This is a genomic window from Nonlabens ulvanivorans, assembly GCF_032922765.1.
Lineage (GTDB): Bacteria > Bacteroidota > Bacteroidia > Flavobacteriales > Flavobacteriaceae > Nonlabens > Nonlabens ulvanivorans.
On sequence record NZ_CP136694.1, the window covers coordinates 2,622,378 to 2,635,923 of the forward strand.

13 protein-coding genes are annotated in these 13,546 nt (G+C 33.2%); 8 read left to right on the top strand and 5 right to left on the bottom strand.

The annotated features are described in order from the left end of the window. The first annotated feature begins 6 nt into the window (after positions 1–6). Genes R1T42_RS11890 through R1T42_RS11900 form a run of 3 tightly spaced genes read left to right on the top strand, consistent with a single transcriptional unit; the run spans position 7 to position 946 of the window. Positions 7–360, top strand: a complete 354-nt coding sequence (locus R1T42_RS11890) for a YtxH domain-containing protein (RefSeq protein WP_042245142.1) — start codon at positions 7–9, stop codon at positions 358–360. A 9-nt stretch (positions 361–369) separates the two neighbouring features. Further along, positions 370–753, top strand: a complete 384-nt coding sequence (locus R1T42_RS11895; RefSeq protein WP_042245145.1) for a phage holin family protein — start codon at positions 370–372, stop codon at positions 751–753. Beyond that, positions 740–946 carry a DUF6327 family protein gene (locus R1T42_RS11900; RefSeq protein ID WP_036583274.1) on the top strand — a complete coding sequence of 69 codons (207 nt, stop codon included), beginning with the start codon at positions 740–742 and terminating at the stop codon, positions 944–946. The genes R1T42_RS11895 and R1T42_RS11900 overlap by 14 nt, the downstream gene beginning before the upstream one ends. 75 nt (positions 947–1,021) lie before the next feature. On the opposite strand, the gene R1T42_RS11905 is transcribed toward R1T42_RS11900, so the two are convergent. Continuing rightward, the gene (locus R1T42_RS11905) at positions 1,022–1,990 is read right to left on the bottom strand and encodes an SPFH domain-containing protein (RefSeq protein ID WP_042269238.1); all 969 of its coding nucleotides are present in this window, start codon (positions 1,988–1,990) and stop codon (positions 1,022–1,024) included. A 70-nt stretch (positions 1,991–2,060) separates the two neighbouring features. Next, the gene (locus tag R1T42_RS11910) at positions 2,061–2,693 is read right to left on the bottom strand and encodes a hypothetical protein (protein ID WP_317290476.1); all 633 of its coding nucleotides are present in this window, start codon (positions 2,691–2,693) and stop codon (positions 2,061–2,063) included. A gap of 110 nt (positions 2,694–2,803) precedes the next feature. Here R1T42_RS11910 and R1T42_RS11915 point away from each other — a divergent pair, with 110 nt between their 5' ends. Then, positions 2,804–3,439, top strand: coding sequence for a hypothetical protein (locus R1T42_RS11915; protein ID WP_317290477.1), 636 nt, complete (start codon positions 2,804–2,806; stop codon positions 3,437–3,439). Here R1T42_RS11915 and gltX read toward each other — a convergent pair. Then, positions 3,436–4,953, bottom strand: a complete 1,518-nt coding sequence (gltX, locus tag R1T42_RS11920; protein WP_036583263.1) for a glutamate--tRNA ligase — start codon at positions 4,951–4,953, stop codon at positions 3,436–3,438. The genes R1T42_RS11915 and gltX overlap by 4 nt on opposite strands. A 117-nt stretch (positions 4,954–5,070) precedes the next feature. After that, positions 5,071–6,138, bottom strand: coding sequence for an alkane 1-monooxygenase (locus R1T42_RS11925; RefSeq protein WP_317290478.1), 1,068 nt, complete (start codon positions 6,136–6,138; stop codon positions 5,071–5,073). Between the two features lie 130 nt (positions 6,139–6,268). Between R1T42_RS11925 and R1T42_RS11930 the strand changes: the two genes are divergently transcribed. From R1T42_RS11930 to R1T42_RS11945, 4 genes are read left to right on the top strand one after another with little or no spacing between them, the layout of a single operon-like run. After that, a complete protein-coding gene (locus tag R1T42_RS11930; RefSeq protein WP_317290479.1) occupies positions 6,269–9,817 on the top strand; it encodes a DUF4175 family protein in 3,549 nt (1,182 codons plus the stop codon). Next, positions 9,804–10,223, top strand: a complete 420-nt coding sequence (gene ybeY, locus R1T42_RS11935; protein WP_317290480.1) for an rRNA maturation RNase YbeY — start codon at positions 9,804–9,806, stop codon at positions 10,221–10,223. The genes R1T42_RS11930 and ybeY overlap by 14 nt, the downstream gene beginning before the upstream one ends. 2 nt (positions 10,224–10,225) lie before the next feature. Continuing rightward, on the top strand, positions 10,226–12,097 hold the full coding sequence (gene mnmG / locus R1T42_RS11940) for a tRNA uridine-5-carboxymethylaminomethyl(34) synthesis enzyme MnmG (RefSeq protein ID WP_317290481.1): 1,872 nt from the start codon (positions 10,226–10,228) through the stop codon (positions 12,095–12,097). Between the two features lie 14 nt (positions 12,098–12,111). After that, on the top strand, positions 12,112–12,957 hold the full coding sequence (locus tag R1T42_RS11945) for a class I SAM-dependent methyltransferase (RefSeq protein WP_317290482.1): 846 nt from the start codon (positions 12,112–12,114) through the stop codon (positions 12,955–12,957). A gap of 127 nt (positions 12,958–13,084) precedes the next feature. Here R1T42_RS11945 and R1T42_RS11950 read toward each other — a convergent pair whose 3' ends face one another. Further along, on the bottom strand, positions 13,085–13,477 hold the full coding sequence (locus tag R1T42_RS11950; protein WP_036583253.1) for a hypothetical protein: 393 nt from the start codon (positions 13,475–13,477) through the stop codon (positions 13,085–13,087). Between the last annotated feature and the right edge of the window lie 69 nt (positions 13,478–13,546).

Consider the following 13,546-nt stretch of genomic DNA (forward strand, 5'->3'; position numbering starts at 1 on the left):
ACGAAGATGGCAAAGACAGGAAACGCATTAGTAGCACTAGCAGCAGGAGCAGCAATAGGAATAGCTGCAGGCTTACTTTATGCACCAGAAAGTGGTGAGAAAACTAGAAAGAAATTAAAGAAAAAGGCTGATAAGGCTCAAAAGGATATTAAAAATCAAGCACAAACTGCTTATGATACTTTAACAACTAAGGCTACTGAATATAAAGGCACCTTAGATGAGCGCATTGAGACTGCATTATCAACAGCAAGTTTTAAAGCTGATGATGCAATTGTTTCGTTAGAAAGAAAATTAGAGCAGTTAAGAGCACAAAATGCAAAATTACAGAAGCCTAAGGTAAACGGAAAAACCACGGTATAAATCTGATATATGGGAAAAGGTATAAGTGAGAATATTCAAGAATTTACCACCGCTACTCAAAGTTTTATAGAATCATCTATTAACTATCATAAACTCGATCTTTATAAAAAAGTGATGAGTGGCGTGATATCGAGCAGCCATAAATTGCTATTGGGATTTTTTTTACTGATATCAATTCTATTTTTAAGTCTTGCAGCCAGCATTTACATTGGTGATTTATTGGATAACGATGCTCTTGGATATTTAATCGTTGGATTATTTTATTTTTTACTCGTTATACTAGTAGCTTTATTTATGAAGCCAGTCATTGAAAAAAGTTTATTGCGCAAGACCAGCCAGCAATTCTTCAATTCAAATGAGGATATAAAAATTGACAAGTATGAGAGTTTATAATAGTTTTGACGAAATAGATAGAGATTTAAGGTATTTACAACTGCAAAAGCAGGTTGATCAAGAGACCATGAAACTTAATCTGAATGAAGTAAAGGAAAGCTTCTCTGCAGTATCAGTATTAACTAGTATTGTAAGTTCTATTGCAAAGAAAGCGGTGATTCTTAAAACGGTCAACAAATTGATAGGAAGATAAAATTGCATTGAAAAAGAAATGAAAAAGCACCGCTATTGCGGTGCTTTTTTTATTTAATAAAATAGATCTATAAGATTAATCTTGCCATCCATCAGAATCTTTATTTCTATTTGCCTCATCTCCTTCTTTATTTTTATTAGTTTTTTTCATTTGCTCACCTATTTGTGCACTTGCAGTGAAACTAGCAATCATGTTGTTTAACATATCACTACCAGCTTGTGGTGAGTTAGGTAAAAGAATAAGGTTAGAATTAGTTTCTTCACCCAAAGATTGTAAAGTATCATAATGCTGAGTAACTACTATTAAAGCACTTGCCTCTTGAGAATTGATACCTACGTTATTTAAAACATCAACACTTTCTTCTAATCCACGAGCGATTTCACGGCGTTGATCTGCGATACCTTGACCTTGTAAACGTTTAGATTCAGCCTCGGCACGTGCTTTTGCAACAATCTTGATACGATCTGCTTCAGCTTCATACTCAGCAGCTGTTTTCTCGCGCTCTGCTGCATTAATACGATTCATAGCTGCCTTTACCTGTATATCTGGATCAATGTCTGTTACAAGCGTTTTAATGATGTCATATCCATAATCCATCATCGCCTCGTTCAATTCACGTTTTACAGCAATGGCAATATCATCTTTCTTTTCAAAAACGTAGTCTAGTTTCATTTTAGGAACCTCTGCACGCACTACATCAAATACATATGATGTTATCTGGTCATGTGGGTTTTGTAATCTATAAAAAGCATCATATACTTTTTCTCTTCTAACCTGGAATTGTACAGATATTTTAAGACGAACAAATACATCATCTTTTGTCTTAGTTTCAACGATAACATCTAGTTGTTGAATTTTAAGATTAATACGTCCTGCAATTTTATCAATTAATGGCACTTTAAACTGAAGTCCAGAATGACGCATACTAGTAAATTTTCCAAAACGCTCAATAAGAGCAGCTGTTTGTTGCTTTACCGTAAAAAATGAACTGAAAATTAGTAGAAGTATGATTACTCCTAAAATTGGAAAAATTAATTGTCCCATAGTTAGTGTTTTAAGTTTGTTTAAAGATACAGTACAATTAGTCTTATTTTATTTAAAAAAGTTACAGACACTATTTACAATGTTCTTTATAAAGCTCTGTCAACATTAAAACTCCTTTTTCTTTATAGAGATCTTTTGTGACATGTGTCAGTAATTCAGGACATGAATCTTTAAAATAATAATCTATAATTTTGGTGAATGCTTTATAAAATCCAATTTTAATTTCAGTCATAGAGCTTCCTTCATATTGAAGATATTTAAGTTCTTTTTCATCAGGTAGTTTCATGTATGAAGTCATGCTGTAAGAAATGTTTCCGCGGCCGTCATTTGATTTTCCCCAAGCCACATAAATAGATACACCATCAATATTCCTTTCTATAACTTTAAACCAAATGGGCTTTTTACTCACTTTTAGTTTCTTAAAATTTAAAAACTTTGCCTGCATGTAGTATAAAACTTCATATTTCACAAGCTCTTCGCCTTTAGTAAATTCAAGTGTAGAAAATTCTACTGACAGAAATTTTTGTTTCTTACTATCTAAAGAACTTTTGAATTTAATTTTTTTAACAGCTGCAAAATCTGGTTCTTCAAAATAACCTATTAATTCTGTTCCGTCGGTCTTTACAGCCTTTCCGGGATAATACTTTGCAGCTATAGAAATCAATGGGATAATCAGAAAAAATGTAAGGATTGTATTTTTCATCTTTTATTTCTTTTAAAGAATTTGTAGCCAAGGTAAACAATAATGATATTGTTTGCTTTCTATTTAGTCTCTGAGTTCTTTTATTATTATGTTTAGCTTTTAATTTAATTATGAGAAGTTTATTTATTATTATTTTCATTTGTGGTTTCAATATAGTTGCTCAGGCTCAAAGAAGACAAGCTTCAAATAATAGACTAGGTATAGCCCTAGATGCTACCTTTTTTAGTTTAAACACTGATGATGTAGCGATAGATGGTAAAGTTGGGTGGAGCGCTGGATTAGAAACCAGAGGATCTTCTAGGCCTTATTGGGATATGATTTTTGGAATACACCTTTTTAATAATAAATTTTCTGTTCAAGAAGCGTTAACACTTGATGATATAGACATGAGTGTTATCGGTGCAGAGGTAAAGTTACTATGGGCTTATAAAATTGATAATAGAGATTATCTTTCTTTAGAAATAGGACCAGCCGTATCTTTTAATGGTGAATTTAAAGTAGCAGATAAAAGGTATGAAGACAGCATAATTACAGGTAGTAGCGCTGTTACCGTTGCTTCTTTTCAAGAAACATCGCCAATAAATATTAATGGAATTGTCGGTTTAAGTGGTGGATCAGAGAAGATTAGATTTTCTGCTCATTACCACTATGCGTTTTTAGATGTTTTAAATGGTAAAAACGCTTTAAGCGAAGAACTCAACGGTAATATTAGTTATATCACCGCTGGAGTTCGCTTTTATTTTTAAGATAACTTCTTTATAGCATGTTGAATGCGAGCGATAGTTTGATCTTTACCTATCATACTTGCTATTTCAAATACATCAGGTCCCATCAAACTACCTACTAATGATAGTCTTAATGGCATCATTACTTTACCAAATCCCATTTCTTGAGTAGTAATCCAGCCTTTAATTGCAGTACTTAAACCGGTAGCGCTATCATCAGTGCAGTCTTCGATAATTTTAATCACATCTGTCATGATGTTAGAAGTATCTTCTTTCCAAGCTTTTTTAGCTGCTTTTTCATCATATGAATCTGGTGCAGTAAAGAAGAAACCAGCCAGTTCAAAAAGATCTTCTGTAAAAACAGCACGTTCTTTCACTAGACCACAAACTATATTCACATAATCCTGTGATCCATAATCGATATCTTTTTCTTCTAACGCTTTCGCAAAAGCGGCACCTATAACAGCATCATCTTGTGCAACATACCATTGTTGCTGAAACCATTTAGCTTTTTCCGGATCATATTTTGCACCAGAACTATTTACCTTATCAAGACTAAAAGCTTGAACCAATTCATCTAGACTGAAAATCTCTTGTTCAGTTCCTGGATTCCATCCTAAGAACGCTAAAATATTGATCATTGTTTCTGGAAGAAAACCATCTTGTTTAAAACCTGTAGATATTTCTCCACTTTTAGGATCTTTCCATTCTAGTGGGAATACTGAAAAGCCCATTTTATCACCATCACGCTTACTTAATTTTCCTTTTCCGGTAGGTTTAAGTATTAATGGTAGGTGAGCAAACTTAGGTCGTTCCCATCCAAAGCTTTCATAAAGCAATACATGCAATGCCATGCTAGGCAACCATTCTTCACCACGTATCACGTGAGAAATTTTCATATCATGGTCATCTACCACATTAGCAAGGTGGTAAGTAGGCATTCCATCACTTTTAAATAGTACTTTATCATCGATAAGTGAAGTGTCTATTTCAATCCCTTTACGGATTTCATCAAACATGTGTAGTGTTTTCAACTCTGGCTTAAAACGGATCACATAATCATCTCCACGATTAATACGTTCTTTTACTTCATCACTAGATAAGGTTAGAGAATTGGTAAAATCGTTACGATTGTTATGATTGTATATAAAAGTCTCCTTTTTTGCTTCTGCATTTTCACGAGCGGTTTGCAATTCTTGTGCAGTATCAAATGCATAATATGCGGCACCTTTTTCTATAAGGTCTAGCGCATATTGTTTATACATTGATTTGCGTTCGCTTTGTCTATAAGGTCCACAATCTCCTTCTTTTCCTGGTCCTTCATCATAAGGAATATGACACCAGTTTAAAGCGTTAATAATATAATCTTCAGCACCTTCTACATACCTGTTTTGGTCTGTATCTTCAATACGTAGTACAAAAGTACCGTTGTGTTTTTTTGCAAATAAATAGTTGAACAATGCTGTTCTAACGCCACCTATATGTAATGGTCCCGTAGGACTAGGTGCAAATCTTACTCTTACTGAAGTGCTCATTATCGCCGTTTTTAAGGCTGCAAAGATAATATTTGTAAGTTATGAGTTCAGTGTTAACAGTTAAGACTTTCTCAAGAAAGTGGTTCTCTATAGCTATGGTAGGACAATATTTAACGATTATAAATGTCTATTTTTATTTTCAGATAATTCTATCATTTCTTGTGGCACATGTTTATTAACAATTGAAAACCACAATGGTGGTATCGTAGCAATAACCATCATAGTAGGATATCCATAGGGTAGTTGTGGACTGTTTTCATGATAATCTAAAAGTTGATACTTTTTATTTGCCCTATAGTGATGATCACTATGTCTAGTAAGTTCATAAAGCAAAATTCTACCCAGCGCGTGGTTAGAATTCCAGCTATGTATTTCTCTTACTACTTCATATCTTCCTGACTTTTTCTGTACTCTTCTCAACCCATAATGTTCTAGATAATTTATAATTTCTAGCAAACTAAAACCGACTACAGCAATACATAATGCAATTATAGAAGTCATCCAAGAAAATGAAAGACCTATAATAATTAAATAACTCAATTGTATAACTGTGTACCAAAGCATGTCATTTTTTACAGAATAGAATGATTGATCGTTTACTTTCAATAATCTATTTTGAATACTCCATGAGTTTTTATATTGATTGATAACAGAACGCCACCAGAATGCATATAGACTTTCATTGTAACGCGCACTAGCTGGGTCCTCAGGTGTTGCAGCATTTACATGATGTCCATAGTTATGCTCTATATAAAAATGCATGTAGAGACTAGGTAATAACAATATTTTACCTAGAAAACGTTCCCACGATTCTTGTCTGTGACCTAATTCATGTGCAACATTAATTCCATTACTACCAGCCACTATTCCTAACGTAAAGATTAAACCTATTACTTCATAAGTTTCAAAATAACTGATAGAGTACATGTATAAACCATAAATAAGAACACTAAATATGATAGGTACATTTAACCACAATAAGATGTCAAATAATTTATTTTTCAACTTACTCTCTTTACTTTCCGCATCTAAATTGCTAGTTAAAGATGGCATGATTAGTTCAATTAATGGTACGATTGTAAAAACCATCAATGGAGTAATATATAAAGCAGATCCTCTATAATAAATACCAATCACGCACAAAATAGGAACGATATATGCGGTTAGGTATTTGAGATCTTTCATGAGTAGGATGATTAAACTATTGAAATTTTAAGGGCGTTATTTTCTTAAAGAACAAGTTCTAATATACACCATATCATAAACATCGTGCTCATTGCGTTATATTTACCCTACATAGACGACATATAAAGTGATGAATAACTTTCAAATCATAGAGCACAAGCTCAAACTTTTTATTAAAAAATATTACACAAATGAGATCATTCGTGGTATTATTTTATTTCTAGCGATAGGATTATTGTACTTCCTATTTACTGCTGTTATCGAGCATTTTTTATGGTTGAGCTCTACAGGTAGAACAATTTTATTTGGTCTTTTTGTGTTAGTACAGGCAGCATTATTGTTTAAATTTATTGGTATACCATTAGCAAGACTATTCAAATTATTTTCAGGAATTGATTTTAGAGATGCCAGTAATATGATAGGAACTCATTTTCCTGAAGTATCAGATAAATTAATCAACATATTACAATTACATAAAAATGGAGGAGATGATGAGCTTACTTGGGCCAGTATTAATCAGAAGAGTGAAGAGCTCAAACCTATTCCTTTTTCTCTCGCCATCGATTTTAAAAAGAACGCGGCATATTTAAAATATCTTGCTATTCCATTGTTAATTATTGCTGCACTTTTCTTCACTGGTAATAATGATGTACTAACAGAAAGTACAAAACGTGTAGCAGACTTTAACAATGAGTACATCCCACCAGCACCTTTCACTTTTAAGTTGCTTAATGAAGATTTGAATACTTTACAAAAACGTGATTTCAAACTTAATGTAGAAGTTTCAGGAAGAACAATTCCTGAAAACGCAAGTATTCATTTTAATAATCAAACTTATTATTTAACTCAAGACGCTCCAGGTAGATTTAGTTTTGTATTTAATAATCCATCTGCAGACACTCCATTTTATCTTAAAGCAAATGAAGTGCGTAGTGAGAATTTTGAACTTACTGTCGATGCTGTCCCTTCCATTAATAAATTTGAATTATTAATGGACTATCCATCCTATACTGGTAAGAAAGATGAGGTTATAAAAAGCACGGGAAATGCTCTGGTTCCACAGGGAACTAAGATTACTTGGAAATTAGAAACTGCTGCGACAGATCATGTAGATTTTAAATATACTAATGCTGTAGAATCGTTTGAGAAGGATGGTAATGATTTCGCTTTCGCGAAAGCGATATTAAAACCACTTAAATATGCTATCTCAACATCAAATATGAAGGCAAAGGATTTTGAAGAGTTGAACTTTAAAATTGAAGTTACTAAGGATGATTATCCAGAATTAAAAATGGAAATGAAGAAAGATAGTATTCAAGAAGATATTCTTTATTTCAGAGGTCAAGTAGCTGATGATTATGGGATTAGAAGGATACAACTTGTTTATTTTGAAAGCGATAATAACGCAAGTCAGCAGATTTATGAGATAGGAAAGAATCGTGGAACATTTGATCAATTTCTTTTCACTTTTCCTGGTAATTTACCCTTAAAAGGCGGTAAAAATTATCAATTTTATTTTGAAGTAGTTGATAATGATGTTGTTAATAATTTTAAAAGTGCAAAGAGTCAGGTTTATGGTTTCAAAAAATCTACAAAAGAAGAGGAACAGCAAAAACAATTAAAAGATCAAAAAGAATCTTTAGAAGAGTTAGAGAAATCATTATTAGAACAAGAAAAACAACAAGAAGAACTTAAAGAAATAAGTCAAGAGCAAATTGAGAAAAAACAACGTGGTTTTAACGATAAGAAAAAATTAGAACAAGCTCTTAAAAATCAACAAGAGCAGGAACGTGAAATGCGTCAACAAATGGAAAAAATGAGGGATAATTTAGAGAAGTCTAATCCTGAAAAAGATCCTATGAAAGAGGCTTTAAAAGAACGTTTACAGCAAAGTGAAGAAGAGATTAAGAAAAATGAAGAATTACTTAAAGAGCTTCAAGAGTACCAAGATAAGTTAAGTAAAGAAGATCTTAAAGAAAAAATAGAGAAGGCTCAAAAGAATTCAAAGCAGCAAAAGCGTAATTTAAAACAATTGCTAGAGCTCACAAAAATGTATTATGTGACGCAGAAGTATGAGCAAATGATTGATAAGCTGAAGGACATTGCACAACAGCAAGAAGATCAATCAAAAAAAGAAGGTGATAAGAATAAGAAGTCTGAACAGGATAAGTTAAATGAAGCTTATAAGAAATGGGAAAAGGAACTACAGGAACTTGAGAAGGAAAACAATGGTCTTAAAAAACCTATGAAGTTAGATTTTGATCCACTTAACTCACCAGAGATAAAAAAAGAACAGCAGGAATCTAGTGATGATCTTGAGAATTCTAAAACGCCGGATGCTAGTAAAAAACAAAAAAGTGCCGCAGATAAAATGAAAGAGCAAGCTCAAGCTATGAAAGCTCAAATGAGTTCGGGTAAATCTGAGAAATTGAAAGAGGATGCAGATATGTTGCGTCAGATATTAGATAACCTGATTGTGTTTTCAAAGGAACAAGAAAACGTTCTTAATGGTGTTAAGAATCTAAATAGAAACAGTCCTAATTTTGGTAAAAAACTTAAAATCCAAAAGGATCTTGAGAAAGCATTTAAACACGTCGATGACAGTTTATTTGCTCTTGCATCACGTAATCCTGAGGTGGGAATAGAAATAAATAGAGAAGTAACAGATATTTACTATTATATAGATAAATCTTTGGTGCAACTAAGTGATTTTGAGATGAATAAAGGGCAGATATCACAGCAGTTCACTTTGAATGGTGCTAATAAACTAGCAAATCTACTTAGCAGCGCTATGGATGCTATGAATAATGCGATGGCTCTACCTGGTAAAGGTGAAGGAGAACCTGGTGAAGGTCAAAGTTCAGGTTTTCAGTTACCAGACATTATTAAGAAACAGGAGTCTTTGATGAAAGAAGGACAGGACGGTAAGGAAGGTAACGATGGTAAAAAACCTGGTGATGGTGAGGGAAAAAAACCGGGCGAAGGTAAACCTGGAGAATCTGGTCCACCTGGTCAAGGAGGAAAGGATGGTCAAGAAGGTCAGTCGGGTGAAGGTGGTCAATCTGGTGAAGGTGGCGAAAGCGGTCAGGGCGGTAAAGACGGTAAAGGAAGTACTGGTGAATCTGGCCAAGGTGGTCAAGGTGGTGAAGGCGGTCAAGGTTCTAATGGTGAAGGATCGGGTAGTGATGGTACGACTGGAAAAGATGGAAATGACAATGGATCTGGTGATAATCAAGAGAAACGTGGATATAAAGAATCAGAAGAAGAAAGTGGCAGGATTTATGAGATTTATAAAAGACAACAGGAATTGAGAAATCAATTAGAGGATATGATTCGTCAGGAAGGTCTTGAAGGAATTGTTGATGACATTACTGATAAGATGAAGGCAGTGGAGCGTAAGCTATTAGATCAAGGTTTTAATCGTGAAGTTCAAAATCAAATGATGGAGATTCAACATGATTTATTGAAGTTAAAAGACGCAGGATTGCAACAAGGTAAGGAGGATGAAAGAGAAGGAAATACTAATCGTAAAGACTTCAACAATCCTACTAATGCTGTTTTACCTGATGCATCCATGTATTTTAATAGCAAGGAGATTTTAAATAGACAAGTACTACCTTTGCAACAGGAATATAAACAGAAGGTAAAGGAGTATTTTAAAGAAGATGGTAGACTTTAATTATCAATTTAATTTTGAATTATCAGATGAAGTACGATATTCAAAATGGTTAGAAGCTGTTGCTTTATCTGAGAATAAATCGTTAGGTGATTTGTCGTATGTTTTTTGTTCTGATGGTTTTCTATTGGAAATTAATCAGAAGTATTTAAGTCATGATACTTTAACGGACATTATTACTTTTGATTATTGTGAAGATGATTTTATTCATGGCGAAATTTATATTTCGGTGGATAGAGTTAAGGATAATGCTAAAGATTTTGTCGTAAGTTTTGATGATGAGCTGTTGAGAGTTATGTCTCATGGTCTTCTTCACCTAATTGGTTTTGGTGATAAAACCGATATCGAAAAAAGTACTATGCGACTAAAAGAAGATGAAAAAATTAAAATGTTTCACGTGAAACAATAGGTATGTTTGATAAAGAATATGATGTAATTGTTGTTGGTGCAGGACATGCAGGAAGTGAAGCCGCAGCTGTATCTGCAAATATGGGTTCTAGTACATTATTGGTTACTATGAATCTTGAAACTATTGGACAAATGTCTTGTAATCCTGCTATGGGTGGTATTGCAAAAGGGCAAATTGTTAGAGAAATTGATGCTTTAGGAGGATTGAGTGGAATAGTTTCAGATAAAAGTGCTATTCAATTTAAAATGCTTAATCAATCTAAAGGTCCTGCTATGTGGTCTCCTAGAACACAAAATGATAGGATGCGCTTTTCTGAAGAATGGAGGTTGCAATTGGAGGCTATTCCGTTACTTGATTTCTATCAAGAAATGGTTGCTGGTTTAGTTATTGAAGGTAATAAAGTAGTTGGTGTTCGAACCTCTTTAGGTATTGAAATTAGATCTAAAGCTGTAGTTCTTACTAATGGCACTTTTTTGAATGGTTTGATTCATATTGGTGATAAACAGTTTGGTGGTGGTAGGGCAGGTGAGCGTGCTTCAACGGGTATTACAGGTCAGTTAGTTGATTTAGGTTTTGAATCCGGCCGTATGAAGACAGGTACTCCACCTCGTGTTGATGGTCGTTCTTTAGATTATTCGAGAATGGAGCCACAGCCAGGCGATGCAATTACTTCTAAATTTAGTTACAGTAATCTTACTACATCTCTGAAGTCTCAAAGGGATTGTCATATGACCTATACCAGTCCCGAGGTTCATAATTTATTGCGTGAAGGTTTTGATAGATCTCCAATGTTTAATGGTAGGATTAAATCTTTAGGTCCTCGTTATTGTCCTAGTATTGAAGATAAAATAGATCGATTTGCTGATAAGGATAGACATCAATTATTTGTAGAACCTGAGGGATGGAATACTTGTGAGGTTTATGTAAATGGTTTTAGTACATCTTTACCTGAGGATGTACAATTTAAAGCTTTACGTAGTGTGGTTGGTTTTGAAAAAGTGAAGTTTTTCAGACCAGGCTACGCTATTGAGTATGATTATTTTCCACCTACTCAGTTAAAACATACCTTAGAGACTAAGCTCATTGATGGTTTATATTTTGCTGGCCAGATAAATGGTACAACAGGATATGAGGAAGCTGCTTCTCAAGGTTTAATGGCTGGTATAAATGCAGTACGTAAAATAAGAGAAGAAGAGCCATTCATTTTAAAAAGAGATGAAGCTTATATTGGTGTACTTGTAGATGATTTAATTACTAAAGGAACTGAGGAACCTTATAGAATGTTTACATCACGAGCTGAATATCGAACGTTGTTGCGACAAGATAATGCAGATTTAAGGTTAACACCTAGAGCTGTTGAATTGGGTATTGTTACTGATGAAGCTCTCAAAAGAGTAGATCGTAAAGCTACAGAATCAGAAAGAATGGTTCAGTTTTTACGTGATACAAGTTATGATTTTAAAGAAATGAATAATTTGTTAGTAGCTAAGGGTACTAAACAAGTTACTCAAAATGATAAGCTTTTTAAAGTTTTTTCTAGACCTCAGATTAATTTAGAGGATATCAAAACGATTTCTCAGGTAAAAGAATATCTTGAAACTAATGATCTAGATGAAGATATTCTAGAACAAGTTGAAGTTCATGTAAAATATGCTGGCTACATTGCAAAAGAAAAAGATAATGCTGATAAGTTACACAGATTAGAAAATGTGAAAATTCCATCTGATTATGATTTTAAATCCATTAAGTCTCTTTCCTATGAGGCACGCGAAAAGTTAACAGCAATTCAACCAGCAACAGTTTCTCAAGCATCTCGTATCTCGGGAGTTTCTCCTAGTGATATTTCGGTGTTATTAGTACATATGGGAAGATAGTTTCACGTGAAACAATGAAAAAAAACAATAATTACTCAGAGCATTTTCTTTCTTTAAAAGACTATTTTTTGACTCAAGAATCATTTGAACTATATAAGGATCCTTCTTCCGCAGTTCTTAAAACGATTCCTCAACCTAGGCATTTAGAAGCTTATTATGAAAGTGAGGATTATCTATCTCACGATGATTCTCAAACCTCTTTTTTTGCAAAATGTTATCAGTTTGCTAAAAGGTGGAACCTTAAGAGCAAAAAACAGTTGATTGCAAAGTATGCAATCGACGGAAAAATTTTGGATATAGGTGCTGGAGTAGGCGATGTCGTAGCCATTTTAAAAAATGCGGGTTATGATGCTATAGGATATGAACCTAGTGAAAAAGCAAGATCATTTGCCGCGAGAAAAGGAATCGAACTTTTAAATCAAACGGATTCTATAGAACCAAAAAGTATTAAGGTTATAAGTATGTATCACGTTCTTGAACATGTGCCTGATTTTGAACAGCAAATTAATCAAATCCAAAACTGGTTAACAAAAGATGGGATTCTAATTTTGGCACTGCCTAATTATAATTCATTTGATGCAAAATATTTTAAAAAAGAATGGGCTGGATATGACGTCCCTCGACACTTATATCATTTCAACAAAGAAGCTATAAGAAATATCTTTCAAGACCGTTTTGAATTAATAACTACAAAACCGATGTGGTTTGACAGTTTATATGTTTCCATATTATCTGCACGTTATCAGAAAAGAAAATTTTCCTTTCTTTATGGTTTATGTATAGGTTTTTTATCTAATTGTTCTGCGGTCTTCACTAAAGAACCATCTTCACTAGTTTACGTCCTTAAAAAACGATTTTAAAACCTTTTAAGAGGCTTTTACATAGGTTATGGTAGTTGTGTGTAATATTATTTAAAACGCCGTGTAGATTGCTTTAATCAGTAGGTTTTTAATAAACTTAATTTATTTTATATATAAAAACAATAGTTTATATTGATTGTATCCAAAATAGACCAAAAACGACGAGAAGAAAATAAATGGCTGTTCTACCTGCGCCACGATAATCCTGTAAAATTCTTAATCCGATAAGTAGAATTAAGAAAAGAACTCCTGTAATAATTAATCCTATTTCGCTCAAGGAGATATCTTGATCAACTATGATATCATAAATTCCCAAAGCTAGGAATGAGGTCACAATTATCTCAAGGCCTAAAATTATAATTAAAGATAGTTTCACTAAAAAAGGCGGTAGATGGTTTTTATACATTTCTACATAATCCTTAAGAGTCTTATTCCAAACAAATAATTTTTCATAAGCAGAAATAATTATTGTTAACAGCAAAAAAACTAAAATTAAAATGGGACCTGAATAAGTAATCAACAGAAAGAATTTTTAACGAAAGGTAAAATTACTACCTTTTTATAATTAATTCCTAATTTTCAACATGTT